The sequence below is a fragment of the Desulfobaculum bizertense DSM 18034 genome (genome assembly GCF_900167065.1).
In the GTDB taxonomy this organism is placed as follows: domain Bacteria; phylum Desulfobacterota; class Desulfovibrionia; order Desulfovibrionales; family Desulfovibrionaceae; genus Desulfobaculum; species Desulfobaculum bizertense.
This window is the reverse complement of the sequence record NZ_FUYA01000010.1, coordinates 40,738-65,528: the sequence shown is the minus strand read 5'-3', so window position 1 is coordinate 65,528 and position 24,791 is coordinate 40,738. Positions and strand designations below refer to the sequence as shown.

General features: G+C 53.2%; 22 protein-coding genes. 17 read left to right on the top strand and 5 right to left on the bottom strand.

What is annotated here, in order from left to right; genetic code table 11:
* Positions 1-322 precede the first annotated feature (322 nt).
* From B5D23_RS12950 to cydB, 5 genes are all read left to right on the top strand, one after another.
* Positions 323-697: a desulfoferrodoxin gene (locus B5D23_RS12950; protein ID WP_078685872.1), complete on the top strand. Its 375-nt coding sequence runs from the start codon at positions 323-325 to the stop codon at positions 695-697.
* A gap of 20 nt (positions 698-717) precedes the next feature.
* The gene (gene rd / locus B5D23_RS12945) at positions 718-876 is read left to right on the top strand and encodes a rubredoxin (protein WP_078685871.1); all 159 of its coding nucleotides are present in this window, start codon (positions 718-720) and stop codon (positions 874-876) included.
* A gap of 123 nt (positions 877-999) precedes the next feature.
* Positions 1,000-2,205, top strand: a complete 1,206-nt coding sequence (locus B5D23_RS12940) for an FprA family A-type flavoprotein (RefSeq protein ID WP_078685870.1) — start codon at positions 1,000-1,002, stop codon at positions 2,203-2,205.
* A gap of 80 nt (positions 2,206-2,285) precedes the next feature.
* The gene (locus B5D23_RS12935; RefSeq protein WP_078685869.1) at positions 2,286-3,584 is read left to right on the top strand and encodes a cytochrome ubiquinol oxidase subunit I; all 1,299 of its coding nucleotides are present in this window, start codon (positions 2,286-2,288) and stop codon (positions 3,582-3,584) included.
* A 52-nt stretch (positions 3,585-3,636) separates the two neighbouring features.
* Positions 3,637-4,662 (top strand): cytochrome d ubiquinol oxidase subunit II, encoded by a 1,026-nt coding sequence (gene cydB, locus B5D23_RS12930; protein ID WP_078685868.1) that lies wholly within the window; start codon positions 3,637-3,639, stop codon positions 4,660-4,662.
* Between the two features lie 614 nt (positions 4,663-5,276).
* Here the strand turns inward: cydB and B5D23_RS12925 are convergent.
* Together B5D23_RS12925 and B5D23_RS12920 are read right to left on the bottom strand one after the other, a co-directional pair.
* Complete coding sequence (locus B5D23_RS12925) at positions 5,277-6,728, bottom strand: dihydrolipoyl dehydrogenase family protein (RefSeq protein ID WP_078685867.1); 1,452 nt, start codon at positions 6,726-6,728, stop codon at positions 5,277-5,279.
* A gap of 15 nt (positions 6,729-6,743) precedes the next feature.
* Positions 6,744-7,439, bottom strand: coding sequence for a TVP38/TMEM64 family protein (locus B5D23_RS12920; protein WP_078685866.1), 696 nt, complete (start codon positions 7,437-7,439; stop codon positions 6,744-6,746).
* Positions 7,440-8,576: 1,137 nt separating this feature from the next.
* Between B5D23_RS12920 and B5D23_RS12910 the strand changes: the two genes are divergently transcribed.
* The 12 genes from B5D23_RS12910 (at position 8,577) to B5D23_RS12855 (ending at position 18,108) form a co-directional block, all read left to right on the top strand.
* The gene (locus B5D23_RS12910) at positions 8,577-9,896 is read left to right on the top strand and encodes a [FeFe] hydrogenase, group A (protein WP_078685864.1); all 1,320 of its coding nucleotides are present in this window, start codon (positions 8,577-8,579) and stop codon (positions 9,894-9,896) included.
* 11 nt (positions 9,897-9,907) lie between these two features.
* Positions 9,908-10,252 carry an iron hydrogenase small subunit gene (locus tag B5D23_RS12905; protein ID WP_078685863.1) on the top strand — a complete coding sequence of 115 codons (345 nt, stop codon included), beginning with the start codon at positions 9,908-9,910 and terminating at the stop codon, positions 10,250-10,252.
* Positions 10,253-10,696: 444 nt separating this feature from the next.
* Entirely contained in the window at positions 10,697-10,939 is a 243-nt protein-coding gene (locus tag B5D23_RS12900) for a TM1266 family iron-only hydrogenase system putative regulator (protein WP_078685862.1), read from the top strand.
* 18 nt (positions 10,940-10,957) lie between these two features.
* Positions 10,958-12,370 (top strand): [FeFe] hydrogenase H-cluster radical SAM maturase HydG, encoded by a 1,413-nt coding sequence (gene hydG / locus B5D23_RS12895; protein ID WP_078685861.1) that lies wholly within the window; start codon positions 10,958-10,960, stop codon positions 12,368-12,370.
* A gap of 133 nt (positions 12,371-12,503) precedes the next feature.
* Entirely contained in the window at positions 12,504-13,094 is a 591-nt protein-coding gene (locus B5D23_RS12890) for a hypothetical protein (RefSeq protein ID WP_078685860.1), read from the top strand.
* Positions 13,091-14,089: a [FeFe] hydrogenase H-cluster radical SAM maturase HydE gene (gene hydE / locus B5D23_RS12885; RefSeq protein ID WP_078685859.1), complete on the top strand. Its 999-nt coding sequence runs from the start codon at positions 13,091-13,093 to the stop codon at positions 14,087-14,089. Before B5D23_RS12890 ends, hydE begins: the two co-directional genes overlap by 4 nt.
* The gene (gene hydF, locus B5D23_RS12880) at positions 14,086-15,288 is read left to right on the top strand and encodes a [FeFe] hydrogenase H-cluster maturation GTPase HydF (protein ID WP_078685858.1); all 1,203 of its coding nucleotides are present in this window, start codon (positions 14,086-14,088) and stop codon (positions 15,286-15,288) included. Before hydE ends, hydF begins: the two co-directional genes overlap by 4 nt.
* A gap of 319 nt (positions 15,289-15,607) precedes the next feature.
* A complete protein-coding gene (locus B5D23_RS12875; protein ID WP_078685857.1) occupies positions 15,608-15,874 on the top strand; it encodes an AtpZ/AtpI family protein in 267 nt (88 codons plus the stop codon).
* Positions 15,852-16,283 carry an ATP synthase subunit I gene (locus B5D23_RS12870; RefSeq protein ID WP_234985099.1) on the top strand — a complete coding sequence of 144 codons (432 nt, stop codon included), beginning with the start codon at positions 15,852-15,854 and terminating at the stop codon, positions 16,281-16,283. The genes B5D23_RS12875 and B5D23_RS12870 overlap by 23 nt, the downstream gene beginning before the upstream one ends.
* 4 nt (positions 16,284-16,287) lie before the next feature.
* Positions 16,288-16,974, top strand: coding sequence for a F0F1 ATP synthase subunit A (gene atpB, locus B5D23_RS12865; protein ID WP_078685856.1), 687 nt, complete (start codon positions 16,288-16,290; stop codon positions 16,972-16,974).
* Between the two features lie 85 nt (positions 16,975-17,059).
* Complete coding sequence (atpE, locus tag B5D23_RS12860; RefSeq protein WP_078685855.1) at positions 17,060-17,374, top strand: ATP synthase F0 subunit C; 315 nt, start codon at positions 17,060-17,062, stop codon at positions 17,372-17,374.
* 98 nt (positions 17,375-17,472) lie between these two features.
* Positions 17,473-18,108 (top strand): redox-sensing transcriptional repressor Rex, encoded by a 636-nt coding sequence (locus tag B5D23_RS12855; protein ID WP_431830569.1) that lies wholly within the window; start codon positions 17,473-17,475, stop codon positions 18,106-18,108.
* A gap of 772 nt (positions 18,109-18,880) precedes the next feature.
* Here B5D23_RS12855 and B5D23_RS12850 read toward each other — a convergent pair.
* From B5D23_RS12850 to B5D23_RS12840, 3 genes are all read right to left on the bottom strand, one after another.
* Positions 18,881-19,708, bottom strand: a complete 828-nt coding sequence (locus B5D23_RS12850; RefSeq protein WP_078685853.1) for a hypothetical protein — start codon at positions 19,706-19,708, stop codon at positions 18,881-18,883.
* A gap of 237 nt (positions 19,709-19,945) precedes the next feature.
* On the bottom strand, positions 19,946-21,475 hold the full coding sequence (locus B5D23_RS12845; RefSeq protein ID WP_078685852.1) for a YifB family Mg chelatase-like AAA ATPase: 1,530 nt from the start codon (positions 21,473-21,475) through the stop codon (positions 19,946-19,948).
* Between the two features lie 230 nt (positions 21,476-21,705).
* Positions 21,706-24,789 (bottom strand): EAL domain-containing protein, encoded by a 3,084-nt coding sequence (locus B5D23_RS12840; RefSeq protein ID WP_159446006.1) that lies wholly within the window; start codon positions 24,787-24,789, stop codon positions 21,706-21,708.
* Positions 24,790-24,791 lie beyond the last annotated feature (2 nt).

The following is a 24,791-nucleotide window of genomic DNA, read 5'->3' as shown; positions in this document are numbered from 1 at the left end:
GTTATCTTTCTGCCAGTTTATCCGAAGAGTTTATTTGACAAGAACAGGTATTGCTTACACATTCATACGGTAAAACCAACTCCTGTTCATACATCAGTAGCACACGGCCCTTTCTCTTTTCGACACAGTCGCAAAAGACACAGGACTCCCCCACTACTGACAGCCAAGAGAGGACACCAAAACAGACAGCCTTTCCATTTTCTTCAGATTTTCTAAAAAAAATCCCAAAAGGCTCTTGCCAAGGCATGCGTTTATCGCTAATAGTTCTCATTAACAAAACAAGAGCACAAACTCCCTGACAAAATCAGGGCCAGGAGGAGACATGCCAGAACTGCGTGAAGTCTATAAATGTAAAGCTTGTGGTAATATTGTCGAAGTCCTTCACGGCGGTGAGGGCGACCTCAACTGCTGCGGTGCCCCCATGATGAAATACACTGAGAACACTGTTGATGCTGCAAAGGAAAAGCATGTTCCGGTGATTGAAAAGACAGCAAACGGCTACAAAGTTTCAGTCGGCAGCGTTGCTCATCCGATGGAAGAAAAGCACTACATCGAATGGATTGAGCTGTATGCTGATGGCCGTTCCTACCGCAAATATCTGAATCCCGGCGACGAGCCTGTTGCGGAATTCTGTATTGAGGCGACGAACGTGAGCGCCCGTGAATTCTGTAACCTCCACGGCCTGTGGAAGGCATAAGACTTTTTTGAGGTGAAAAAATGGATAATTACGTCTGTACTCTTTGCGGCTATGTGTATGACCCGGAACAGGGTGATCCTGACAACGGAGTAGCCCCAGGCACCTCCTTTGATGATCTTCCCGACGACTGGGTTTGCCCAATTTGTGGCGCTCCCAAAACCGATTTCGAAAAAGACTGATACGTTATGCCCACCGCAGTCCCTGCGGTGGGCATTGCAGAGTAAAACACCAAGGATACCCCTTGGCTTGTGTTCTCATCTGCAAGGCTTTTACACAACACACACAAAAAAAGACCAAAGAACATGAGACCAATTGAAATCAAAAAAGACATTTTTTGGGTAGGCTGCGTTGACTGGAACGAACTGAACTTCCACGGGTATTCCATTGCACGCCACGGAACCACCTACAACGCCTACCTCGTCAAGGACGAAAAGATCACTCTTTTTGACACCGTAAAGGCAGAATTCCGCGAAGAATTCCTCGAAATGCTTTCTCAGGTCGTCAACATTGAGGACATCGACTACATCGTGGCCAACCACCTTGAGCCTGACCACGGCGGACTTTTGGCAGACCTTGTCGAGCTGGCAAAACCGGAAAAGGTTTTCTGCTCGCCAATGGGCAAGCGTGCCATCGACGCGCATTTCCATCAGGAAAACTGGCCCATTGAAACAAAAAAGACTGGCGACAAGATCAGCCTTGGCAAGCGCACTGTTGAGTTTGTGGAAACCCGCATGCTCCACTGGCCCGATTCCATGCTGTCCTACATTCCCGAAGACAAGCTGCTCATCACCAACGATGCATTCGGTCAGAATGTCGCATCCACAGAGCGCTACGCTGACGAGATGGACAGAAATTTCCTGAAACGCCGCATGACCGAGTACTACGCCAACATTGTTGTGCCGTACTCCCCTGTCGTTGAAAAAACGCTCAAGGGTGTCGAGGAACTCGACCTCGACGTTGACATGATTGCACCAGACCACGGCGTCATCTTCCGCGGCAAGGAAGATGTCGCATTCGCCATGAACAGCTACGCCGAGTTCGCTTCCCAGAAGCCCAAGAACCGCGCAGTCGTGGTGTATGACACCATGTGGCACTCCACCGAGAAAATGGCCAAAGCTATTGTGACTGGCCTTGTCGACGAAGGTGTCAGTGTTCGTCTGATGCACCTCAAGAGCTATCACCACTCCGAGGTCATGACAGAAGTCTTCAACGCTGGAGCTGTGATTGTTGGTTCACCAACGCACAACAACGGCATTCTTCCTCTGGTGGCAGACATGCTCACCTACATGAAGGGCCTGCGCCCCCAGAACAAGATCGGCGCAGCCTTCGGCTCCTTCGGCTGGAGCGGTGAGTGCGTCAAGGCCATCACTGGCTGGCTTGAAGACATGAGCTTTGAGATTGTTGACCCGGTCAAGACCAAGCACGTCCCAGACGCCACTGCCCTTGAGCAGTGCGTTGAGCTTGGCCGCGCCGTGGGCAAGGCCCTCAAGGCAAAGATCGACGAGTAAGCTTCTGCTGCCGGGGATTCGGCTGTCTCCGGCAGCACTTTTGTATTGAGTCCAAACCAACCCACGCAAGGGGGGGCATCATGGATGCACTGTTCCTCTCGCGGCTCCAGTTCGCGGCCGCGTCTATGTTTCACTTCATTTTTGTCCCGCTCACGCTTGGGCTTTCCATCCTCGTTGCGGTGATGGAAACCAAGTACCTCCGTTCCGGAGACGAGACCTACAAGCGGATGGCCAAATTTTGGGGAAAGCTTTTCCTCATCAACTTTGCCCTTGGTGTGGTGACGGGTATCACGCTGGAGTTCCAGTTTGGTACCAACTGGTCACGCTACTCAGAATACGTTGGTGACATCTTTGGCTCACTGCTCGCCATTGAAGCAACTGTCGCCTTCTTTCTTGAATCGACCTTTATTGCAGTCTGGGTCTTTGGCTGGGAGCGCATCAATCCAAAGCTGCACTGTGCGTCCATCTGGATTGTCGCCATCGCCAGCAATATTTCCGGTCTGTGGATTCTGCTCGCTAACGGGTTCATGCAAAACCCCGTTGGTTACGTTCTGCGCAACGGCCGCGCCGAACTGGCGAGCTTCACTGACGTTGTAACCAACCCCTTTGGCTGGCTTCAGTTCTTCCATGTCATCCCCGCCGCCATCATCGTTGCTGCATTTTTTGTCATGGGTATTTCTGCCTGGCACCTGCTGAGAAAAAGCGACGATAACTTCTTCACTAAATCTTTCCGCATGGGTGCGACCTGGGGACTGATCTTCTCCATATTTGTGCTGGCCGAGGGCCATGTCCACGGCAACGACGTTGCCAAGCTCCAGCCTGCCAAGCTTGCCGCAATGGAAGCGCACTGGGAGACCACAGACAACGCCCCCATGTATCTTTTGCAGATCCCAGATCCAGAGAACGAGCGAAACCTTGTTCAGGCTCTTCCGATCCCCGGCCTGCTTTCTTTCCTTGCCTTTAACGATCCGTCCGCCACGGTGCAGGGACTCAAGGACTTCCCCAAGGAAGACCGTCCGCCCGTCATGCTGACCTTTATATCCTTTAGAGCAATGGTCGGTCTCGGCTCCCTGTTTATTGGCCTCTCCTTCCTCGCATGGCTTTTGCGAAACAGAATCACGAACTACCCGCTTCTGCTCAAAGTCCTTGTCTGGTCAATCCCACTCCCCTACCTCGGCCACCAGTTTGGCTGGATTGTGGCAGAAGTCGGTCGCCAGCCGTGGATTGTCTACAACCTGATGCGAACCTCTGATGCTGTTTCCGCTATCACCACCTCGCAGGTTGGCATCTCGCTTGCCGCCCTCGTCGGGATTTATCTCCTGCTTGGTGCCGCAGACATCTTCCTGCTCTTCAAGTATGCCCGGAAGGTTCCGGAATAGGCCAAAAACGTGGAACTGGAATACCAACTTTTTTCTCTGAAGAGGTAGCGATATGTTAGAAGCAACGTGGTTCCTGCTGTGGGGCCTGCTCTGGGCCATCTATTTTATGCTGGACGGCTACGTCCTCGGCATGGGCACCCTGATGCCTTTCATCTGCAAGAATGAAGACGAGCGCCGCACGATTTACAACGCGGGCGGCCCGTTTTGGGAAGGCAATGAGGTCTGGCTCGTCACCGCTGGTGGCGTCACCTTTGCCGCCTTCCCCAAATCCTATGCGGTCATGTTTTCATCCATGTATTCCGCGCTCTTTCTCCTGCTTTTTGCCCTCATCCTGCGCGGCGTCTCTTTTGAGTTCCGCTCCAAGGTAGAAAGCAGCACCTGGCGCGCAATCTGGGACGGCTGCCATTTCATCGGGAGTCTCGCCCCGGCCCTGCTGCTTGGTGTCGCATTTGCCAACATCTTTCGCGGCATTCCCATTGACGCCAACGGCATCAATCAGGAAGGACTCCTTCAGCTTTTGAACCCCTATGGACTCGCTGGCGGCGTGCTTTTTGTTGTCCTCTTTCTCTTACATGGCGCTCTCTGGCTCTGCATCAAGGCCGAAGGCCCTCTGCATGACCGCGCCGAGGCGACCGCACGCAAGCTTTGGCCCCTCGCCGTCCTGATGGTTCTCGCCTTTGTCGTCTACTCCGGCGTCGAGACGCAGCTCTTTGCCAACTATCTGGCGATGCCCGCTCTCTTTATCATTCCCATTCTTGCCGTCGTCGGTCTCATTGGTTTACGCACCGCCCTCGGCAAGCGGCAGGCATGGAAATCTTGGTTTTACTCCAATCTCGTCATTGTCGCCTGTGCCTTCTTTGGCGTCATCGGCATCTTTCCGCGGCTTTTGCCCTCCAGCCTCAACGACGCATGGAGTGTCACCATTTCCAACGGCGCGTCATCACCTTTGACGCTCAAGATTATGCTCGTCATCGCCCTCGTCATGGTGCCCATCGTCATCGCGTATCAGACTTGGGTATATGTTAAATTTAACCACAAGATCACCAAAGAAGACCTCGATTACGAGGAAGCTTATTAGCATCGGTGTTGTGTGCCGGGGTTTATCCCCAGCCTTGAATGGCGGTTGAGGCGCAGCGCGCGCGTGCCAAGCTTGGGGCAATGTTTTGTTGGGGGGGACGCTGTCCCCCCCGCCCCCTGTGAGGGGCGCTGCCCCTCAACCCCGCCTAAGGACGAGGCCCTTAGGAATCCCAAGTTCGCCCGAAATAAAAGGGGACCGAAATGTGATGAGAGCTATGCTCTCCTCTCCATTTCGGTCCCCTTTTTTTCGGTCTAATTAACTGGACGTGTGTTCTTTTTCTTTGCGCTCCAACCCTCTCTTTCTGAACGCTCGCGTTCAGAAAGAAAATGGTGGCAACGCACGGGAAAGAGAAAGAAGCCGCTTTAGGCAGCCCCAACAAGTTTAAAAGCCGTGCAAGCGAAGCTTGAACGGCTTTTAAACTCGATGAGGATACGTAAGGGAATCATTCCCTTACGCGGGGGTTTGGGGGCTGGCCCCCAATCTTCCCCCACCCACCCATCCAGCGCTAACGCGCTGGGGCAGGCTCCCAATCTTTCCCCACCACCCATCCAGTCCTCACGGACTGGGGCAGGCCCCCAATCTTTCCCCACACCCCATACAGCCTTCTCATCCCACTACTTGCCGCAAGCGCGACCGCGGTAAGAGAAGAGGGTGCTAAGGACGCCGACGACGCGAGGGGAGAATATTTTAGGGCTAATGAAGCTGCCCGCGGCTTTCTTGTTAATTTCTGCGAGCGTGGGATAGGGGTGAATTGCTCCGGCGAGAGTGGAGAGCTTTACGCCTCCGGCCTGCACGGGCACCCACTCACAGAGAAGCTCACCGGCGTGCGGCCCGACGATTTGGACGCCAACGGGCTTGCCTTTGGAGAGAACAAGCTTGAGCTTCCCTTGCAGCTCTCCTTCTGCAAGCGCGCGATCATTGGCGCTAAACTGCTCCTCAATACACTCAACACCAGAAAGCTGCTTTCGAGCCTGCCCCTCGTTCAGGCCAATGCCAGCAAATTCGGGTGAAGTGAACGTGCACCAGGGAAGATTCGTGTAGTCGGCCTTGCGGGGGACGCGGAAAATTGCATTGGACACAACAATGCCCCCCTCGTAGCCAGCGGCATGCGTAAACTGCGGCGCTCCTGTCACGTCGCCAGCAGCAAAAATATGCTTCTGCGAGGTTCGCATACGGGAATCAACCGTAATGCCCCGGCGAGAAACTTCCACTCCTGCGTTGTGCAGTTCAAGAGCATCCATCACAGGAGCGCGCCCAAGCCCCAAGAACAACTGGGCGGCTTCACACTCATGCCCAGCACCGTCCTGCGTCTGATAAAAAACGCGGCACTGCCCATCGACCTCCTCAATACACTGAATAGAAACTCCGGTGTGCACAGTAACGCCCTCGGATTCGAGAACCTGCTGCACAAGAAGCGCCATGTCAGAATCCTGCTGCGAAAAGAGCTGCGGACTGCGCTGGAGAATCGTCACCGAGCAGCCGAGTCGCGAAAAAGCCTGCGCAATTTCACAGGCGATTGCACCGCCACCGAGGACGATCATGGATTCAGGCAGAGATTCCTGCGAAAAAATTTCCTTGTTCGTGAGGTACGGTACACTCTCCAGCCCCGGAATCGCGGGCGAACTGGATTCGCTGCCTGTCGCAATAAGCCACGATTTTGCCGTGTATTTTTTGCCTGCAACATCCACGGTATGCGGGTCAACGAACTGTGCGGGACCAAACTCGACCTGCACGCCGAGCGAGCAAAAACGTTCCACGGAATCGTGCTTTTGGATTTCTGCCTGCACCTCACGGATGCGCTTGGCCACGCGCGAGAAGTCCACAGGCGGCAGCTCAGGCTGGGGGAGTCCAAAGCGCTCGGCCTGATGCATCATGTGGTACACATGCGCGCTGCGGATCAGCGTTTTGCTCGGAACGCAGCCAAAATGCAGGCAGTCGCCACCAAGCGCGGCTTCACGCTCAATGAGCAGCACCTTTGCCCCAAGCTGGGACGCACCTGATGCGGCGGTAAGCCCCGCTGCACCTCCACCAATCACTCCAAAGTCAAAATCAAATGACGTTGCCATGTGTGCACCTCGTGCCTAATCCTGAGGCGGGAGCTTCCGGTGCCTTTGCACCACTCCCATAATTTTTTTCGTCAGCAGCGGGAACAGGCCCAGGAGCGCAAAGGACACCAGCAGGCTCGGTGAAAGTATCCCCGCCAGCGAACTCAGCTGCCCAAGCTCTTTGCCCGCGTTCACGTAGACCATCGTCCCCGGCAGCATTCCAAGCTGCGAAACCCAATAGTATCGCAAAAGCGGCATCGGGGTGAGACCCATGAGCAAATTTATTGCAAAGAAAGGAAAAATCGGAATCAGGCGCATGGTAAAGAGGTAGAATGCCCCCTCTTTTTCCACTCCGCGATTGATCGTCCCCAGCTTGTCACCCAGCTTGCCCTGCACCCAGTCCCGCAGCACGTATCGCGATGCAAAGCACGCCAGCGTCGCACCAAGGCTACTCGCAAACGACACCAGAACAAGGCCTCGCCAGAACCCAAACAGCGCTCCTCCCAGAAGCGTCATCACGGCCGCACCAGGCACCGACAGCGCCGTCACCAAAACATAAATAACGAAGTATCCGCCCATCACAGCAAATGCATGCTCCGCGTACAGCCCCCGGAACGCCTCCTGTTGCGCCTTGATATAGTCCAGCGACAAAAAACGCCCAAGATCAAACACAAAGTAGCTTGCCACAAGAGCAGCAAGAACCAGAACCAAAAAAACTTTCCCTTTTTTCATCGGCCCTCCAATGCAAAGTGTGGCAGGAGAGTGTTTGCTTGTGTGTGTGTTTTGGGGGCGTTGCCCCCAAGCCCCCACCGGGGCCAGCCCCGGACCCCGCGTAAGGGAATGATTCCCTTACGTATCCTCAGCGAGTTTAAAAGCCGTTCAAGCTTCGCTTGCACGGTTTTTAAACTTGGGTGAGATGGCGTAAAGAAGCTCTTTCTCTTCTGCGAGTTGCCACTCTGTTTTTTCTGAACGCGAGCGTTCAGAAAGAACACGGGTGTGAGAAGGCAAAAAAAACACGCAATCGGGAAACGCCACGAGCTGGAGTATGGGGCTGATGGAGAGGAGAGCATAGCTCTCATCCCACTCAGCCCCATACTCCAGCGAAAGCGGGATTCCCAAGGGCCTCGTCCTTGGGCGGGGTCAAGGGGCAGCGCCCCTTGCAGAGCACGAGACAGAGTCTCGTACCCCACCCACCCCAAAGCCCTTGCAGGGTTTGGGACAGCGTCCCAATAAAATATCCCCCAAGCCTACTCTTCCACTTCTGTATTGCATACCACGAAGCGAGGAAGAGGCAAAAGAAGAGAGAGGAGGAGCCGCATAACGCTCCGCACACGAATGTCAGCTGCGTGACACTTTATTCATACAGACAAGCAATGTTCCACACGCACAGCGCACAAAACCTAGTACTTTCGAAGGAGATACATTTCTTCCAGCCTCTCAAATAAAAAAAGTTCTCACCAAAACGAGTCTGAAGAGATGGACTTGTAATGCTGAGGGTGGATGAAACAGCGTGCCTAGGGCGAAGCACGACGATCAACCTTGCCTTAAATAAAAACATAGCAGCGTTCAGATTTCGACAGATGCCAGAACCTTTACAGGGTACACAAAGCTGCATAAAAAACGCAAATCCCTGCATACTAGTTTGTGTAATCAACCAGCTTTTACACTTCACCAGAGTTGGAAAAGAGAAAATCTACAGATGAAGCGACCTCTACAAGAGGGGGAATACAGACACAACAGAGTGTCAACTTTTCAGAATTCATATTCAGGTTGTAATATCCAGTAAAAGAATATAACAGGTGCCCTGTTTTCTAGAGATTTAATCAACGTGGGCATGCCCACACAAAAGCCCCCCTCAGGAGGTTCTTCATGGCCGGTTGTAAAGCCCAAAGACCACCTGTTGAGCCTGTCGACATTTCAGGAATTGCTCCTGTCGGCAAAGGCAACACACAGACAATGGAGTCCATCACTTACACGATGAATGCTCCCCACGGCGTTGACCCTAACGAGATGTTTTTTGTTCAGGTTGACCCCGACATCTGTGAAGACTGCGCAGAATGCGAAGACTACTGTCCTACTGGAGCCATCCAGGAGACCGAAGACGGCGTTCATGCTGTCGTTGATCCTGCCGCATGTGTGAACTGCGGTCAGTGCCTCGCAAACTGCCCCTTTGGTGCAATCTACGAGACAGTCTCCTACGTGGACGAAATTTTTGAAAAGCTCCGCGACCCCGAAACCGTTGTTGTGACCATGCCTGCTCCGGCAGTGCGCTACGCCCTTGGCGAGTGCTTTGGCGAGGCCACAGGTTCTGTTGTTGGCGGAAAGATGCACGCAGCGCTCAAAAAGCTCGGCGTGGATTACGTCTGGGATACGGAATGGACTGCTGACCTGACCATTCTGGAAGAAGGCACAGAGCTGATTCACCGCGTGAAGACTGGCGAAATGCCGCTTCCGCAGTTTACGTCCTGCTGCCCCGGCTGGGTCAAATTCGCAGAGACCTACTACCCAGATCTCATCCCGAACCTGTCCACCTGCCGCTCCCCAATTGGCATGATCGGCCCGATGGCAAAGACCTACGGCGCTGAGCAGACCGGCGAAAATCCCAAAAAGATCTACACCGTGTCCATCATGCCCTGCGTTGGCAAAAAGTACGAAGGCCTGCGCCCCGAGCTGAAATCCAGCGGTTACCGCGACATTGATGCAACCATCAATACCCGCGAACTCGCCTACATGATCAAAAAAGCTGGCATTGAATGGAACAGCCTGCCGGAGATTGAAGCAGATCCTGCTCTGGGTCTCTCCACCGGTGCTGCAACTCTGTTCTGCACCAGCGGTGGCGTCATGGAAGCTGCACTGCGCCTCGCCTACGAGGAACTCTCTGGCGAAAAGCTTGCAACTCCTGACATCAAGGTCGTGCGCACCCACGAAGGCATCAACACCGCAGACATCACGGTCCCCGGTTTTGGCACCATCAAGGTTGCTGTTGTTTCCGGACTCGAAAACGCCGCAAAGCTGTGTGACGAAGTCCGTGCAGGCAAGTCTCCTTACCACTTCATCGAAGTGATGACCTGCCCCGGTGGCTGCGTAAACGGTGGCGGACAGCCTCTGGACCCCGAAGTTCAGGCTTCCCTGTTCCGCAGCATGATCGCCAAAGTGAACAAGCGCTTCCGCGCCCGCAAAATCGCCTAGAGGAGGACAGCATGAAAAAAAGTATTGCAACAATGTCCCGTCGTGGCTTCATGAAAGCTGCTGGCATCGCCTGCGGCTATGCCGTACTGGGCGTTAATCTGACCAAAGAAGCCGTTGCTGCTGCTATGGAATTCGTTGGAATCCGTCAGGCCGCAGTCTACAAGGCAGACGCCACTATCTATAAATTCCGCAAGTCGCAGGACAACCCGGCCATCATGTCTTTGTACGCCAAAGACGGCTTCCTGCACGAAGGTCCCTGTGGCGAAAAGTCACACCACCTGCTGCACACCCACTACGTGGACCGCAGCGCTTCACTGAAGGCTCTCAAGGCCAAAGGTGTTGAACTGAAGTTCTAATGCAAAAACGGGAGTTGCCTTCGGCAAGGATACGTTCTGAACCAAAGGGCCACCCCTTTTTATTTGTACTTCAAACAATTTCATCTTTTTGCTGTCATTGCCACCTGTACTTTTGCACAAAAAATCCGCAAAAGCGCCGCTCCCACGCGGGTTTTCCAGTGGTCCTGCCATTGACAGAGTCATATTGAATTACTAGGTGTGTCTATACGATTTTAATAATCGTAATACTGTTTTGCGCTTATACGACCTGCGGGGAGGACGAAAGTCTGATCCAGAGGGGAGGCTCGCGCGAATCCAGCGCACACGTTGGCACTCTGCCACGTTCTTGTGTGCTGCCTTCACGTACTCTCTTTTCTGCCCACAGTTCGTAGCCCCACACAATCGACACGCGATGCGTTTTTTGCGCACCGCACACTGCCCTGCGTGGCTACGGAGTGATCCAGAATGGAAAAAAGAATGGGAGTTATCGGCATTTTTATCTCGGACCGCAAAGAGTCCGCCAATGCCGTAAACGACATCCTCAGCGAGTATGGAGACATAGTCGTCGGGCGCCTTGGCCTGCCGTACAGGGAAAAGTCCCTTAGCGTCATTTCCCTCATCATCGAGGCCACCACCGACCAGATCGGCGCCATGACCGGTCGCCTTGGCCAGATCCACGGGGTCAAGGTCAAGTCCATGCTTGTCTAAACACAGAAAGGATGTCCCATGAAAATTGATACCACCAATGCCCATGATTTCATTAATGACGCCGAAATCTGGGCCGAAATAGAACGCGCCGAAGCACCTGCTCCTGAGCTGGTTCGCGATGTGCTGGCAAAGGCACGCGAACGCAAGGGACTGAGCCGCTTTGAAACTGCCGTTCTCCTCCAGAATACCGCTCCAGAGCTGGACTATGAAATTTTTTCTGCTGCCCACGATGTCAAAAACGGCATCTACGGCAACCGTCTTGTGCTCTTTGCCCCCCTGTATGTCACCAACGAGTGCTTTAACCGCTGCGCATACTGTGGCTTCAAGGCCGACAATGGCGATCTTGATCGCCGCACCCTGACCGACGAACAGCTTGCGTCAGAAGTCCGGGTCCTCGAAGACCTTGGACAAAAGCGCCTGCTTCTGGTTTACGGCGAGCACCCCAAGCTCGGCGCCAAGTGGATGGCGCACACCATGCAGGTGGTGTATGACACCATTTCCGAAAAATCCGGTGAAATTCGCCGCGTAAACGTCAACTGTGCGCCGCTGGACGTGGAAGGATTCCGCGAACTCCAGCAGACAGGCATTGGCACCTACCAGTGCTTTCAGGAGACCTACCACCGCGAGACCTATAAAAAGGTTCACCTTTCCGGCCACAAGGCAAACTACCTGTGGCGTCTGAATGCCCTGCACCGAGCACAGGAAGCAGGCATTGACGACGTAGCAATGGGTGCCCTGTTTGGTCTCTATGACCCCCGTTTTGAAATGCTGGCCCTGCTTACGCACGCCGCCGAGCTGGAAAAGGAATACGGCGTTGGTCCGCATACTATTTCTTTCCCCCGCATGGAGCCTGCACTGGGTGCAGACATGTCGTACAACCCGCCGTACGCCATCAACAAGCACGACTTCAAAAAGATCGTTGCCATCCTGCGCCTTGCCGTGCCGTACACCGGCCTGATCCTGACCACCCGCGAAACAGCCGAGTACCGCAAGGAACTCATTAATGTTGGCGTGTCTCAGATCTCTGCCGGTTCCCGCACCTACCCCGGCGCATACACCGACCCGGAGTATGACCGCCCGGACGTGCAGCAGTTCTGTGTTGGTGACAGCCGTTCCCTGGACGAAGTTGTCCGCGATGTTGTGTCTCAGGGCTACCTGCCGTCCTGGTGCACGGCCTGCTACCGCCTTGGCCGCACAGGCGAGCACTTCATGGAGCTGGCAAAAAAGGGCTTCATCCAGAAGTTCTGCCACCCTAACGCCCTGCTCACCTTTGACGAGTACCTGAATGACTACGCTTCGCCAGAAACCCGCGAAGTGGGCAAAAAGTTCATCCAGACCGAGCTGGCCAAAATTGAAGACGAGAAACGCCGCAGCACCATCACCAAGCGCGTTGTGCGCATTGATGAAGGCGAACGCGATCTCTACTTCTAGCCAGAGCCTCCACTCCTTTTGACAGCCTGCCGCCTGCGCTTTGCGGGTGGCAGGACTGCCAAAAGAGCGGTGCGGTGCGCCCCTCCTCCCCCTTTCTTTCGTCCTCCGCGTACCGCAGAAACAGGGACAGACAATGATTCAGATTTCCCCCGGCATTCAGGGCCTTGAGATTCCGCAGGCGCTGGCTTCGGCCACGCAGCAGATCATTTTGCACGCAGCCATGTACGGAAACTTTGCAGCACCGGCCCCACATGCCACCGCCATACGCTCGGCACTTGCAGCCAGCCCCAAACTTCGGCTAACGGCCATACGCCTTGCCCCGGACTGCCCTGAACCAGAGCGCAGCCGTGCCTTTTCCATGCTCCGCAAGGACTGGTCAAAGGACGCCCTGCGTGAGCACTTTGCTGCGTCCGATGCCTTTTTGTCAGCACTGGAGCAGGACTTTCCCGCACAGGTCCGCGTCCTGACCCGCATGGAGCTTGGCGCTTTCCCTGTTCTCATCATAGACAATGGCCTTTTTTGGGGAAGTTATGCCCACGCCAGCGTTCCAGCTCCAGAAGGCTTCTGGTTCTCGGCGCAGATGGAAGCCCAGACGCTTGCAGACTGGGCAACTCACGGCATCGCTCAAAACGCGTCCCCTGAACAGCGGGCTATGTTTCGGGTCTATGCCGAGTGCCTCCATGCCACGAAAGAGACCAGCACCACACAAGGACACAGGACATGAGCACACTCTCTTCCTCTGATATTCTCCAGTTTCTCAGTGGCAGACGGGACAGCGAGCTGTTTGCACAGGCGGATGCAGAAAAGACACGCGTCTTTGGCCGCGACATTTTTTTGCGCGGCATTGTGGAATTTTCCAACCACTGCCGTAACCGCTGCCAGTACTGCGGACTTCGGGCACCAAACACAGAACTCACGCGCTACCGCATCAGCAGGGATGACATTCTGCTGGCAACGCGCAGCATTGCCGACATGGGCCTCGGAACCGTGGTGCTCCAGTCTGGTGACGACTTCCATTTTTCTGCTGAGGAAATTGGAGGAATTATTCGCCAGATCAAGGCGGAGCGAGACATTGCGGTAACGCTCTCCCTTGGCGACAGGTCTCGCGAAGAATTTGCGCTGTGGCGTGACTGCGGGGCTGACCGCTATCTGCTCAAAATTGAGACAACAGCGCTGGACCTGTTCAGGAGATGCCGCCCCGGAGCACGATTTGACGAACGGCTTCGGCGCATCGAAAGCCTGCAGGAGCTAGGCTATGAAGTTGGCTCCGGCATCATCACGGGACTCCCGGGCATGACGCACACGATTCTGGCTCAGGACATTCTCCAGCTCTCGAAAATGGGGCTGGACATGATCGCTGCCGGGCCTTTTGTTCCGCATCCGCAAACACCCTTTGCCAACGAAGCACCGGGCGATGTGGACGAGAGCAACCGCGTGACGGCCCTGCTCCGTCTGCTCAACCCCGGAACAAACATTCCTGCAACCAGCGCACTGGATGCCCTGCGTCCCGGCAGCCGCATTGCCGCACTGAAAATGGGCTGCAACGTCGTGATGCCGTCCTTCACGCCCCAAAGCGTTCGCGCTGCCTACAATATTTATCCAGGCAAAAACATGATTCCAAGCCCGGCCCTCCAGATTGTGGAGTCGGTGCGCTCGGCCATTAGCGAGCTGGGGCTTGTTCCTTCAACTTCACAAGGTTTTTCCAGGAGAAACGCATGAGTGACAAAGCCCCTCGCGGAATCCGTCTGGTCATTGCCCTGACCGGACGCAGAAACGCTGGCAAGTCTTCTCTCATCAATGCCATCTGTGGGCAGGAGGTCGCTATTGTCTCCTCACACGCAGGCACAACCACTGACCCGGTCGGCAAGCACTACGAGCTGCTTCCCCTTGGACCTGTGACGTTTTTTGATACCGCAGGACTCGACGATCAGGGAGAGCTGGGAGAGCTTCGCGTCAAGGCCACCCACAAGGTCCTGTATCGCGCAGACATTGCCGTGGTCGTCGTTGGCGAAGATGGCATTACCAAGCACGAGCGCAGCATCATTGCCCGCGTTCAGGAGCTGAGTATCCCTCTGCTTGTGGTCTTCAATAAAAATGACCTTGCCGCACCCAAAGACGCCGACCTTGCGTGGTGTGCAGAGCAGGGATTTGTTCCGTCCGTTGTCTCCGCAGAAACAGGCGAAAACATCGACGAACTCAAAGCCCAGCTCATTGCGGCTGCGCCACAGGAATTTAAGGAAGAGCCACTGCTTTTGGGCGACCTTGTCCAGCCCGGTGAAGTCTGTGTCTGTGTTGTGCCCATTGATCTCTCTGCCCCCAAAGGCCGACTGATTCTGCCTCAGGTGCAGGTCCTCCGGGATCTGCTTGACCACGACGCCATTGGGCTTGTGAGTAAGGAACATGACCTGCCCGCAACACTTGGGCGGCTGGCCGAAGATCCCGCGCTGGTTGTGACCGACTCGCAGGCAGTGGACCTTGTGGCCAAGAATGTTCCCGAACGGGTTGCACTCACGACCTTTTCCACGCTTTTTGCCCGCTACAAGGGCGACCTGCCAGCGCTGGTCGAGGGAGCCAAAGCCATGGACAGCCTCAAGGATGGAGACACCATTCTTATTGGCGAAGCCTGCTCGCACCACACCCTCGAAGACGACATCGGGCGGGTCAAAATTCCTGCATGGATGAAGAAATACACAGGGAAAACCCTGAACTTTGAGGTCTTTTCCGGGCATGATTTTCCCGAAGACCTTGAACGCTACAGCCTGTGCATTCACTGCGGCTCGTGCATGCTGAACCGCCGGGAGATGCTCCGCCGCATCCGCGAATGTCGCAGGCGCGGGGTACCGATCACCAACTACGGCGTGGCAATTTCCAAGCTGCAAGGCGTGCTGGAACGTATTATCGCCCCATTTGGACTGTAATGAGACAAAGACGCTCTGGAGAAACTCCACAGCGTCTTTTTTTCTGCTCAAGCTTGAATACACGAAACTTTTTGTGGCGGGATTGAATTTTCGGCGCTAGCATTGCACATCTGTTCGCGGGCAAAAAAAAGATATTTTTTTGAAAAACAGAGTAATTTCCGCGAATATCAACGGCTCGTGCAGTCATTCGCCCTTTTTTTTGGGGAAATAACGCACGGGAAAAACACGCAATACAATTGACGAAACCACATTGAGCGTGGTAGTGGGCTGCTGTTTGTGAATGTTTGAACTTAGTGCAGTCCACTCCTGGAGACAGCACATGTTCTTTGGCAAACGAGATCCTTCTGAGCGACCACTTCTGGACCTCATGGGCGACATCGGCTCCATCGGCATGCAGCTGGTGGTATCTACATTCGTCGGTCTTGGCATGGGCTATTATCTCGATAAATGGCTCGGTACCAAACCGTGGATGCTGATAATTTTCCTTATTCTAGGCATTGCTGCTGGCTTCAAAAATGTGTACGAGCAAGCAATGCGGATGATGAAAGCAAACGAGGCTCCCCATGAGCATAAAGACAATGAATGAAACGTTTGAGGCCCGGCTGTACCACATGGGCTATGTTTTGCCCGATGTGCGCGCGCTGGTTCGCAATCAGTTTTATCTCACGGGGCTGAGCTTTCTCGTTGCAGTTGCCACGGGGTGGATGCTTCCCTTTATATGGGACTTCTGCGCTGGGGCGGTGCTCATGACGCTCAACTTTTCGTCGCTAGCCAAGTTTGTTCAACATCTCATTCACAGGCAAAAAGGCGCTGTGGTCCAGCTGCTTGTCAGCTTTTATGGCCGCCTGCTCCTTACAGGTCTGGCCTTGTATGCACTCATTGCATGGGGAAACGCAAATGTGGTGTCTCTGCTGGCTGGGCTTTCCACGGTAGTGGTCACGATTCTCATCTGGGGTGCCGCCCAGGTGATAGGGAAAAACGCGAAGGAGGCGTAAGCAAATGGCAGGTGGATTATCACACCCGGTTCTTCTGGTTCCTGACGCACTCAAGGCTGTGGGAATCAATGTCCCGGTTCACGTCAGCCTTACCTGGACCGTGATGCTGTTCCTCTTTGTTCTGGCGTTTCTCGTTAGCCGTAACCTGAAAATGGTTCCAGGAAAACTCCAGAACATTTTTGAACTGATTATTGACGGACTAGAAAACTTCGTTGTCGTCAATGCAGGCGAAGAAGCCCGCAAGGTTTTTCCAGTTTTGTGTACGCTCTTCCTGTTCATCCTGCCCCTGAACTGGGCCGGACTTGTTCCAGGTTTTGACGCACCAACGGCAAACATCAACACCAACGCCTCTATGGCACTGTTCCTGTTTGTCTATTACAACTGGATCGGCATCAAAAAATGGAAATTTGGATACATCAAGCATTTCATGGGTCCCATGCTTCCGCTGGCCCCGCTGATGTTCATCATTGAAGTGGTGAGCCACATCTCTCGTCCGCTTTCTCTTACCCTCCGTCTTTTCGGTAACATTAAGGGTGAAGAAATCGTTCTGCTGCTGATGTTTACCCTGGCTCCCATCGTGAGCACACTCCCGATGTTCTTCCTGTTTGCGCTCGCGAAATTCATCCAGGCCTTCATCTTCTTCATGCTCGGCATGATCTACCTGAAGGGTTCCCTGGAACCTGCTCACTAAACTGAGCAACTGCGTTTACACCACCATTTTGGGGGAAACGGTCATTTGACCGACTTGCATAATAACTATTTTTGGAGGTTTCCAAATGCGTAAAGCTCTGCTGACCGTACTGAACACTGTGGCTCTGGTTGCCGTCGCTTCTGTTGCATTCGCTGCTGATGGTGGCGTCGCTACCGCTTCTGTCTGGGCTTCCGCTATCGGTATGGCTATCGCTGCTGCCGGTTGTGGTCTTGGCCAGGGCATGGGCCTGAAGGCTGCATGTGAAGGTACCGCTCGTAACCCTGAGGCTTCCGGTAAAATCACCGTGACCCTGATTCTGGGTCTGGCATTCGTCGAGTCTCTGGCTATTTACGCCCTCGTTGTTAACCTGATTCTGCTCTTCGTGAAGCCTTTCGCTTAGCAGCAAAAATTGCTACACTGAGGGCCGCGCCACGGTGCGGCCTTCTTTTTCCAGTGTATTGTTAAAAATTTCACAAATATTTCGGATACATAAACAAAGTGAAAAGCCAGCATATTCCTAGAGCCACAATCCAGCGGATGGCTGTGTACATCCAGGTTCTCGAAAACCTGCAGCGTGATGGCAAGAACGTTATCTCTTCTGAACTTCTCGCCAGAACCTGTGACGTCAATCCCTCTCAGATTCGTAAGGACCTCGCCTACTTTGGCGAGTTCGGAGTCCGCGGTGTGGGCTATTACGTGCAGGACCTCATCACCAGCATCAAGCAGGCGCTTGGTGTTGACCGTGTGTGGAAATGCGCCCTCGTCGGCGTTGGTAACCTCGGTCGAGCACTGCTCAACCACAGAGAGTTCCGCCTGCGTGGATTCCATATCGTCGGAGCATTCGACTGCGATCCGTTTAAAATCGGTGAAGTCGTCTCCGGCCTCGAAGTCGTCTGCTCCCGCCGTTTGAAAGAACGGACCGCAGACCTCGGCATCGAACTCGGCGTTATTACAACGCCACCTGAGAGAGCACAGCGTGCCTGCAACTACCTTGTCGACGCCGGCATCAAGGGCATTCTGAACTTTGCCCCCGCTCGCATCGAAGTGCCAGAAGGCGTGACCGTCGAATACGTGGACTTCTTCCACCACTTCTACGCCGTCGCCTTTAACGTCACTCTCGGTTCGCAGGACTAAAGGCTCACCCCCTCGCCACCCTCTCGGTGGCAACGCCTGCACCTCCCGTGCAGCTCACTTCCCGGCTCTGTCTCTTGGCTTGGGGTCTTGTCTTGTACCCTTTTACAGGCCATACCTCTCCCCTCCCGCTCAATTCAGGGCCTGGAAGCTCACCCCTTTTCCGATGGCACCGCAGACCAGCATCGCTGCGGTGCCCCCGGCTCTCCGGCTTATACCTTTTTCCCAAAAGTCTCCGTCATCTAGACGTCACTTCACTCCCTCTTCTTCATTTTCCCTACAAAAAAGTAGGGAATCTCCAGCCAGCACTAAAGATACCCCACCCTTTTAAAGAATACAGAAAACCGTTATCCAAGATACTCTTTTACGTCTACCCCCCTTTCTTACGGTAGGGTTCAAGGAGCATATGGGTTGGGCTGGGACTCTGTCCCCGCTCCCCTGCAAGGGGCGCTGCCCCTTGACCCCGCCCAAGGACGAGGCCCTTGGGAATCCCGCTTTCGCTCAAAAAATACGGCTGAATGGGATGAAAGCTTCGCTTTCCTCTCCATCAGCCGTATTTTTTGAGCTAGTGGGCATTTCCCTAACGCGTCTTCTTCTGCCTTTTCCAGACCGCACTTATTCCTTTTGAACGCCAAAAAGCGTTCAAAAGAAATGGTGGCAACACACGGGAAAGAGAAAGAGCTTCTTTACGCGGGGGTTTGGGGGCTGGCCCCCAACTGCCTATTATACATAGTAGGCAAACCATAAGCCACAAACAGTTAATATTTTAAAATAGTTATTGGTTTCGCCAGTCATAATCTAAAAACCTTTTTTTTTGATCATGGATTAATGCAAAGGCAATAGGGCGAATTGATACTGATTTTTTTACAAGTTCGTTCTCTAATATAACTGGATTAAAATCTTCGAATTTGAAGAAAGGTGCGAGTCCTAGAAGATCATCAAGGAGCTTAATATCGCATGGCTTGTCTTCTCCCTTTTTTCTGACAACCATGATAGCAGTTGAAAGTATTACTGCGACAAAAAACAGTTGTAACAAGTCCGTTGTAAAAAAGCTTAAAATAGATAAAACGACACTAAAATAACCCAAAAATTTCAAAACAAAAAATAATAACTTCACTAATATTACCACAAATGACGACTTTGCTTCTTTCTTCAATCGATACTGTGCTGAAATATGTTGCTTATAAGATATTGCCTCTTGAAAATAAAAATATTTTACTAAAATATAGTCTATAAAATCATACTGCATCCATGTAGCTTTTCGATATTCAAAAGCAACTGACTCAAGTTCTTCACTATTAAAAGGGAAATGCGAACTTTCATCAAGTAACATACTAGTTAAATTTTGGTATGATAAAACAGGTATTGCTTGGTCTAAATCATTTGCGATCCCATTTGCAAAAATAGGCTCACCTAGTCTTGAAATAATATTTTTCGCAAAACTAAGGCGCCAACTGTATTCTTCAGCTGTTATCTTTTCCTTTAACGATCTACTACGAATAAGTTTAAACACATGCTCTGTCAGCGATCGAAAAGAACTTACCTTGGTTAAAAGTTCCTTTTCTATTGCTATACAACTTTCCTTATCAATCTGATTTATCATGATATTTTTTAATCTATTCTATTTGTAAAACAAAGGAATATTTTTGAAAAAACTACAAGGAAAAGTAAACATATGAAGATTAGAACAGCGCAATTTTTCCGATTCATTTTGTTCCGCTGCATAGTGTTCAAGGATCCACAAGATTACACTCTTGTCGTCTTTCCAATTAGAAACCACTTATTCATAATTACAGATCTGCTTTTTCTGCATAATCCTCCCCAATTCCCCACACCCCACTTATAACGCGGGGCGGTCGAGAGAGCGATAATTGATAGCTTCGGCGAGCTGCACGACGGAGAGTGAGGCAACGCCGTCGATGTCGGCAATTGTGCGGGCAATGCGAAGAATGCGGGTGTACGCGCGGGCGGAGAGTCCGAGTCGCTGAACAGCTTTCTCGAGAAAGGCATGCTCCTTGTCGCCGAGGGAGCAGTACTGCTCAAGCAGTGCCCCACTCAGCGCAGAGTTGGTGCTTATACCAGTGCCTTTGTACCGCTCACACTGAACCTTGCGCGCCGAGGCAATACGCTGCCGCATGCTCGCAGAATCCGCGCCCTTTGCTGGTGCCTTAAGATCGGAATAGGCAACGGCAGGCACTTCAACATGCAGATCAATGCGATCGAGCAAGGGACCGGAGAGACGCGAACGATAGGCGGTGACCTGCCGGGGCGTGCAGACACAGACGTGCTGCGGGTCGCCATAATACCCACAGGGACAAGGGTTCATGGCCGCAACAAGCATAATGCTGGCGGGATACGTGAGAGACATTGCGGCGCGGGAAATCGTGACGGAGCCTGTTTCGAGCGGCTGCCGAAGGACTTCGAGAACATGCTTCTTGAATTCTGGAAGCTCGTCGAGAAAAAGCACACCACGATGCGCAAGAGAGACCTCACCGGGACGCGGATAGGTGCCACCACCAATAAGGCCGGCGTCAGAAATGGTGTGATGCGGAGAACGAAATGGACGGGAAACTCGAAGCGGCTCCGAGCCGAGCAGACCGGTGACAGAATAAATTTTGGTGACCTCAAGCGCTTCGTCAAAGGTCAGCGCGGGGAGCACCGTGGGAATACGACTGGCAAGCATGGTCTTGCCACTGCCGGGAGGACCAATAAACAGCAGGTTGTGCGAGCCTGCAGCGGCAATTTCAATGGCCCGCTTGGCGTGCTCCTGCCCTTTCACTTCCGAAAAATCGATGGGATACTGCTCCCGGTTCTCCCATAAGGATTCAAGGGGACACGCACTTGGGGGGATATCCTTCTCGCCATTTAGAAACTGAACCGCCTCTGCAAGAGAGCCAACACCAATGACAGAGACATCCGTAACGACCGCAGCTTCCGCGGCATTCTGGTGAGAAACAATCAATCCCTTGGCGCCCTGCTCCCGCGCTTTTGCCGCAACAGCCAGAACGCCGGGAACGCCTTTGACTTCGCCTGTAAGCGACAGTTCACCACAGAAGTACCATCCATGAAGGAGAGAGGCGTCCAAAGCCCCAGACGCAGCAAGAAGCCCAAGACTGAGCGGCAGGTCATAGCCACTGCCTGCCTTTCGAAGATCAGCAGGGGCAAGGTTCACTGTTATGCGGGTTGGCGGGAGCTTAAACCCGGAATTCTTGAGCGCAGAAAGCACACGCTCCTTGCTCTCGCGCACGGCCCCCTCCACAAGCCCAACCATCGTGAAGGCGGGAAGCCCGCTACGAGACATGTCCACTTCCAGCTCAACCTTCTGCGCATCAATACCGTGTAGCGCTGCACTCCAAACCTTCGCCAGCATGAAACTCTCCTACCTGCTTGAATTACAGACAGTTTCTAGCACGTTTTGCCAGAATTTGCCTGCCCAAAGGAAAAGGCAAAACAGCTTGAGAAAAAAAGCCGAGAGAGCCTGCAAGACAACAAAAAAAGAGGAACGGCTCGCGAAAGCCGCTCCTCACACGGTACGAAATCCCAGTGCGATCAGGAGTGGTTGTGCTCCTTTATTAGGAGCATAAGCCCGCCAGAAAAAAGCTAGTCAGGCACGATCTTTTTCTGGTCGAGCAGAAGGGCGAAATCCTTGTTTGGAACGGGCTTCGAGAAGAGATAGCCCTGCCCATACTGGCAACCGTGCTCTCGCAGGAACTGAACCTGCTCCGCAGTTTCCACACCTTCGGCCACAACTTCCAGCCCAAGATTCGCGGCAAGGGAAAGAATACCACGGGCAACCGTGTCGCCCTGGCTTCCGCGGCCAGTGATGTCCATAACAAATGATTTGTCGATCTTGAGCGTGTTGATAGGAAGCTTGCTCAGATAGGCAAGCGAGGAATAGCCAGTCCCAAAGTCATCGAGCAAAATCCTCACGCCCATGTCGGCTACCTCGGAAAGGATCTTCACGGCCCGGTCCATGTTCTCCATAAGCAGCGTTTCCGTGACCTCGACCCCAAGCTGATGCGGCTTGAGCGTTGAATTCTCCAGAACATGCGCAATGTTCCCAGGCAAATCCCCGGAGTTAAAATGCAGGGCAGAAACATTGACCGAAATGCGGAAGTCCGGTGGCACCTTGTCTCTCCACTTCTGAACCCGCTCAACGGCTTCTTTCATGACCCAGTTGTCGAGAGGAACAATAAGCCCGGTCTCCTCAGCAAGCGGAATAAACTCGTTTGGAGTGACAATTTCACCGTCAGGCTTCACCCAGCGCACCAGCGCCTCTGCTCCAATAATCTCGCCTGTCTCCAGATTGATCTTCGGCTGATAAAAAATGAGGAAATTTTTCTGCTTGAACGCCGTACGCATCTCGGCTTCCAGTTCGAGCCGGGCCATTGCCTTGGCATTCAGGTCGGCAGTAAACAGGCTGAAAGACGAAGACGGTGACGTCTTGGCCTGATACATCGCCATATCTGCATTCTGAATCAGTCCCTCAGGGCTACTGCTCCCGTCATCAGGAAAAACGGAAATGCCGATATTAAACTTGAGATAAATGTCTCGCCCCTGCAAATAGAACGGCTTGCGGAAACGCTCATTTATGGCCTCTGCAAGTCGCGCGTAGTCCTCAATTTCCTTGGCATCATCAATGAGAATCAAAAATTCATCGCCACCAACGCGCGCAATGATGTCTTTCTTGCGCATGATCTCCTGCAATCGCTCAGCAACCATCCGCAAAATGTCATCGCCCTTGCTATGCCCAAAGGAATCGTTCACCAGCTTAAAATCTTCAAGGTCAAGATTGAGCAGGCCAACGCGCGTCCCGTTTCGTGACGCAGCATCCACTGACTGGCGGATTTTTTCGAGCAAAAATGACCGGTTGGGAAGCATGGTCAGCTCGTCATAAAATGCCAGCTTTACCAGCTCATCCTTTGCCTTCTTCTGCTCGGTTATGTCTGTGAGCGAGGCAACACTCAGGGCCTCTCCGGGGACCGCAGCAACGCTCATCATCACGTCCCGAATCTCGCCATACCGCGTCCTTATGCGCCCCTCATACATCTTGGGCGCAGAAAGCGGGTCGCTTCGGCGCCGCTTGTGATTCGCCCGCATCTTGCCAATATCATCGGGGTGAAAAAGATCCGTCCACGACATCACGCCCTCAATCTCCCGGGAAGATCGACCCACAAGATTTTCGAACATGGGATTCGCCAGCAGAATCGTGGTGTCATCATCCACCAGAATTGAGGCTGTTCCGGTATTACGGAACACAGTTCGATACAGCTTTTCTGTCTCCCGCAGTGAATTCTGCGCCTCTTCAAGCTCCGTTACATCCAGAATGGTTTGCAGAATGCACCGGCGCCCCTTCCACTCCACACACGCCAGCGTCTTGAGCACACTCACGAGTGTACCATCCTTGCGCTTGAGCTTGCGCACCTCTGGCTCCGAACTCTCACCGATGCCAGAAATTTCGCTCTTTGAGCACCCTTCGTCCTTCCGGGGGCATAGAGCATCACGGCACCGGCTGCCGATCACTTCATCTGCATCATAGCCAATAATATTCAGTGCATGTGGATTGATCTCCACAACATCCATTGTCTCTTCATCAACCAGCAAAACGCCTGCATTCAGGTTTCGCAGAATTTGGGTAAAGAACTGTTCATTCTCTCCAAGGCGGGCCAGCATGCTATTCATGTTGTCCGCAAGCTCAGAAAGTTCATCGCCACCCGGCAAGGAAATACGGTCATCAAAGCTCGTCCCAAGGCTAAAGCTCCTCACCTGATCTCCCAGCTCACGGATACGGGACAGCACAAACCTGTTCAGGAGGTAGAGCTGGAGCACAGCAAAAGCGACAATACACAGCACGATTCCAGCAATATGATAGCGCATGACAGACATGCCAAGACCATGAATCTCGCGAGGCTGGTACAGTGAGAAAACCAGTGCCGGATTTTCATAAATATCACGGAGCACGCCCACGCCCACCATGTCACCGCTGATATCCACATCGCTCTCGTTTCCCTTCATGATAAGTGTCCGAATTGGCGTTGGGATTTTGGGTGAATCATATTTGTACAGGTCGACGCGCAGCTGCACCTGATCTGAAACGCTCTTGAGCATTTCGTCATCAAGCCAGCGTCCAAAGACCAGCACACCACTCGGCGGTCCCTGATGTTCGCTCGTCAGGATAGGCTGTGAGGCAACAACGACCGGTCCCTCTGGCAGAGACATAATTCCGCTCACGCCCTTGCCGCTCCGAACCGGAGCAAAAAGCGGCGTTCCCGGCGCAATGTTTCGCATCAGTGTCTCAGAAAGCGGGATAAAGACGCCCCGCTCCTTATCCACAAAGCGCGAGAACATTGTCTCACCATCAGCATCAATGATGAGTGCAAAAGCAAAATTCTGGTCCTCAAAGGTCGACAGCGGAAGGTTTGAGGTCACAAACTCTTCGTCCGGGATGTCGACGTATTCATACATGTCATCCCACCACGCCCAGTCTGCTGTCAGCCTTTCCAGCTGCACCATTTCATTCTGGATAATCATATGAACACGGGCAATATTCCGCTGAACATCACGTCTCTCTATGCGCTTGAACCCCGTCGCATAGACCCCCAGCACAACAGCTACAGAAACGATCAGCAGCACCACGCATCCCACCAGAAACATCAGGGACGCTCGTGTTCGTAAAGCTTTCATGA

What these genes read in the sequence shown, in the direction of transcription:
- B5D23_RS12950 (WP_078685872.1), top strand. Translation starts at nt 323, where the DNA reads ATGCCAGAACTGCGTGAAGTCTATAAATGTAAAGCTTGTGGTAATATT.
- rd (WP_078685871.1), top strand. Translation starts at nt 718, where the DNA reads ATGGATAATTACGTCTGTACTCTTTGCGGCTATGTGTATGACCCGGAA.
- B5D23_RS12940 (WP_078685870.1), top strand. Translation starts at nt 1,000, where the DNA reads ATGAGACCAATTGAAATCAAAAAAGACATTTTTTGGGTAGGCTGCGTT.
- B5D23_RS12935 (WP_078685869.1), top strand. Translation starts at nt 2,286, where the DNA reads ATGGATGCACTGTTCCTCTCGCGGCTCCAGTTCGCGGCCGCGTCTATG.
- cydB (WP_078685868.1), top strand. Translation starts at nt 3,637, where the DNA reads ATGTTAGAAGCAACGTGGTTCCTGCTGTGGGGCCTGCTCTGGGCCATC.
- B5D23_RS12925 (WP_078685867.1), bottom strand. Translation starts at nt 6,728, where the DNA reads ATGGCAACGTCATTTGATTTTGACTTTGGAGTGATTGGTGGAGGTGCA.
- B5D23_RS12920 (WP_078685866.1), bottom strand. Translation starts at nt 7,439, where the DNA reads ATGAAAAAAGGGAAAGTTTTTTTGGTTCTGGTTCTTGCTGCTCTTGTG.
- B5D23_RS12910 (WP_078685864.1), top strand. Translation starts at nt 8,577, where the DNA reads ATGGCCGGTTGTAAAGCCCAAAGACCACCTGTTGAGCCTGTCGACATT.
- B5D23_RS12905 (WP_078685863.1), top strand. Translation starts at nt 9,908, where the DNA reads ATGAAAAAAAGTATTGCAACAATGTCCCGTCGTGGCTTCATGAAAGCT.
- B5D23_RS12900 (WP_078685862.1), top strand. Translation starts at nt 10,697, where the DNA reads ATGGAAAAAAGAATGGGAGTTATCGGCATTTTTATCTCGGACCGCAAA.
- hydG (WP_078685861.1), top strand. Translation starts at nt 10,958, where the DNA reads ATGAAAATTGATACCACCAATGCCCATGATTTCATTAATGACGCCGAA.
- B5D23_RS12890 (WP_078685860.1), top strand. Translation starts at nt 12,504, where the DNA reads ATGATTCAGATTTCCCCCGGCATTCAGGGCCTTGAGATTCCGCAGGCG.
- hydE (WP_078685859.1), top strand. Translation starts at nt 13,091, where the DNA reads ATGAGCACACTCTCTTCCTCTGATATTCTCCAGTTTCTCAGTGGCAGA.
- hydF (WP_078685858.1), top strand. Translation starts at nt 14,086, where the DNA reads ATGAGTGACAAAGCCCCTCGCGGAATCCGTCTGGTCATTGCCCTGACC.
- B5D23_RS12875 (WP_078685857.1), top strand. Translation starts at nt 15,608, where the DNA reads ATGTTCTTTGGCAAACGAGATCCTTCTGAGCGACCACTTCTGGACCTC.
- B5D23_RS12870 (WP_234985099.1), top strand. Translation starts at nt 15,852, where the DNA reads ATGAGCATAAAGACAATGAATGAAACGTTTGAGGCCCGGCTGTACCAC.
- atpB (WP_078685856.1), top strand. Translation starts at nt 16,288, where the DNA reads ATGGCAGGTGGATTATCACACCCGGTTCTTCTGGTTCCTGACGCACTC.
- atpE (WP_078685855.1), top strand. Translation starts at nt 17,060, where the DNA reads ATGCGTAAAGCTCTGCTGACCGTACTGAACACTGTGGCTCTGGTTGCC.
- B5D23_RS12850 (WP_078685853.1), bottom strand. Translation starts at nt 19,708, where the DNA reads ATGATAAATCAGATTGATAAGGAAAGTTGTATAGCAATAGAAAAGGAA.
- B5D23_RS12845 (WP_078685852.1), bottom strand. Translation starts at nt 21,475, where the DNA reads ATGCTGGCGAAGGTTTGGAGTGCAGCGCTACACGGTATTGATGCGCAG.
- B5D23_RS12840 (WP_159446006.1), bottom strand. Translation starts at nt 24,789, where the DNA reads ATGAAAGCTTTACGAACACGAGCGTCCCTGATGTTTCTGGTGGGATGC.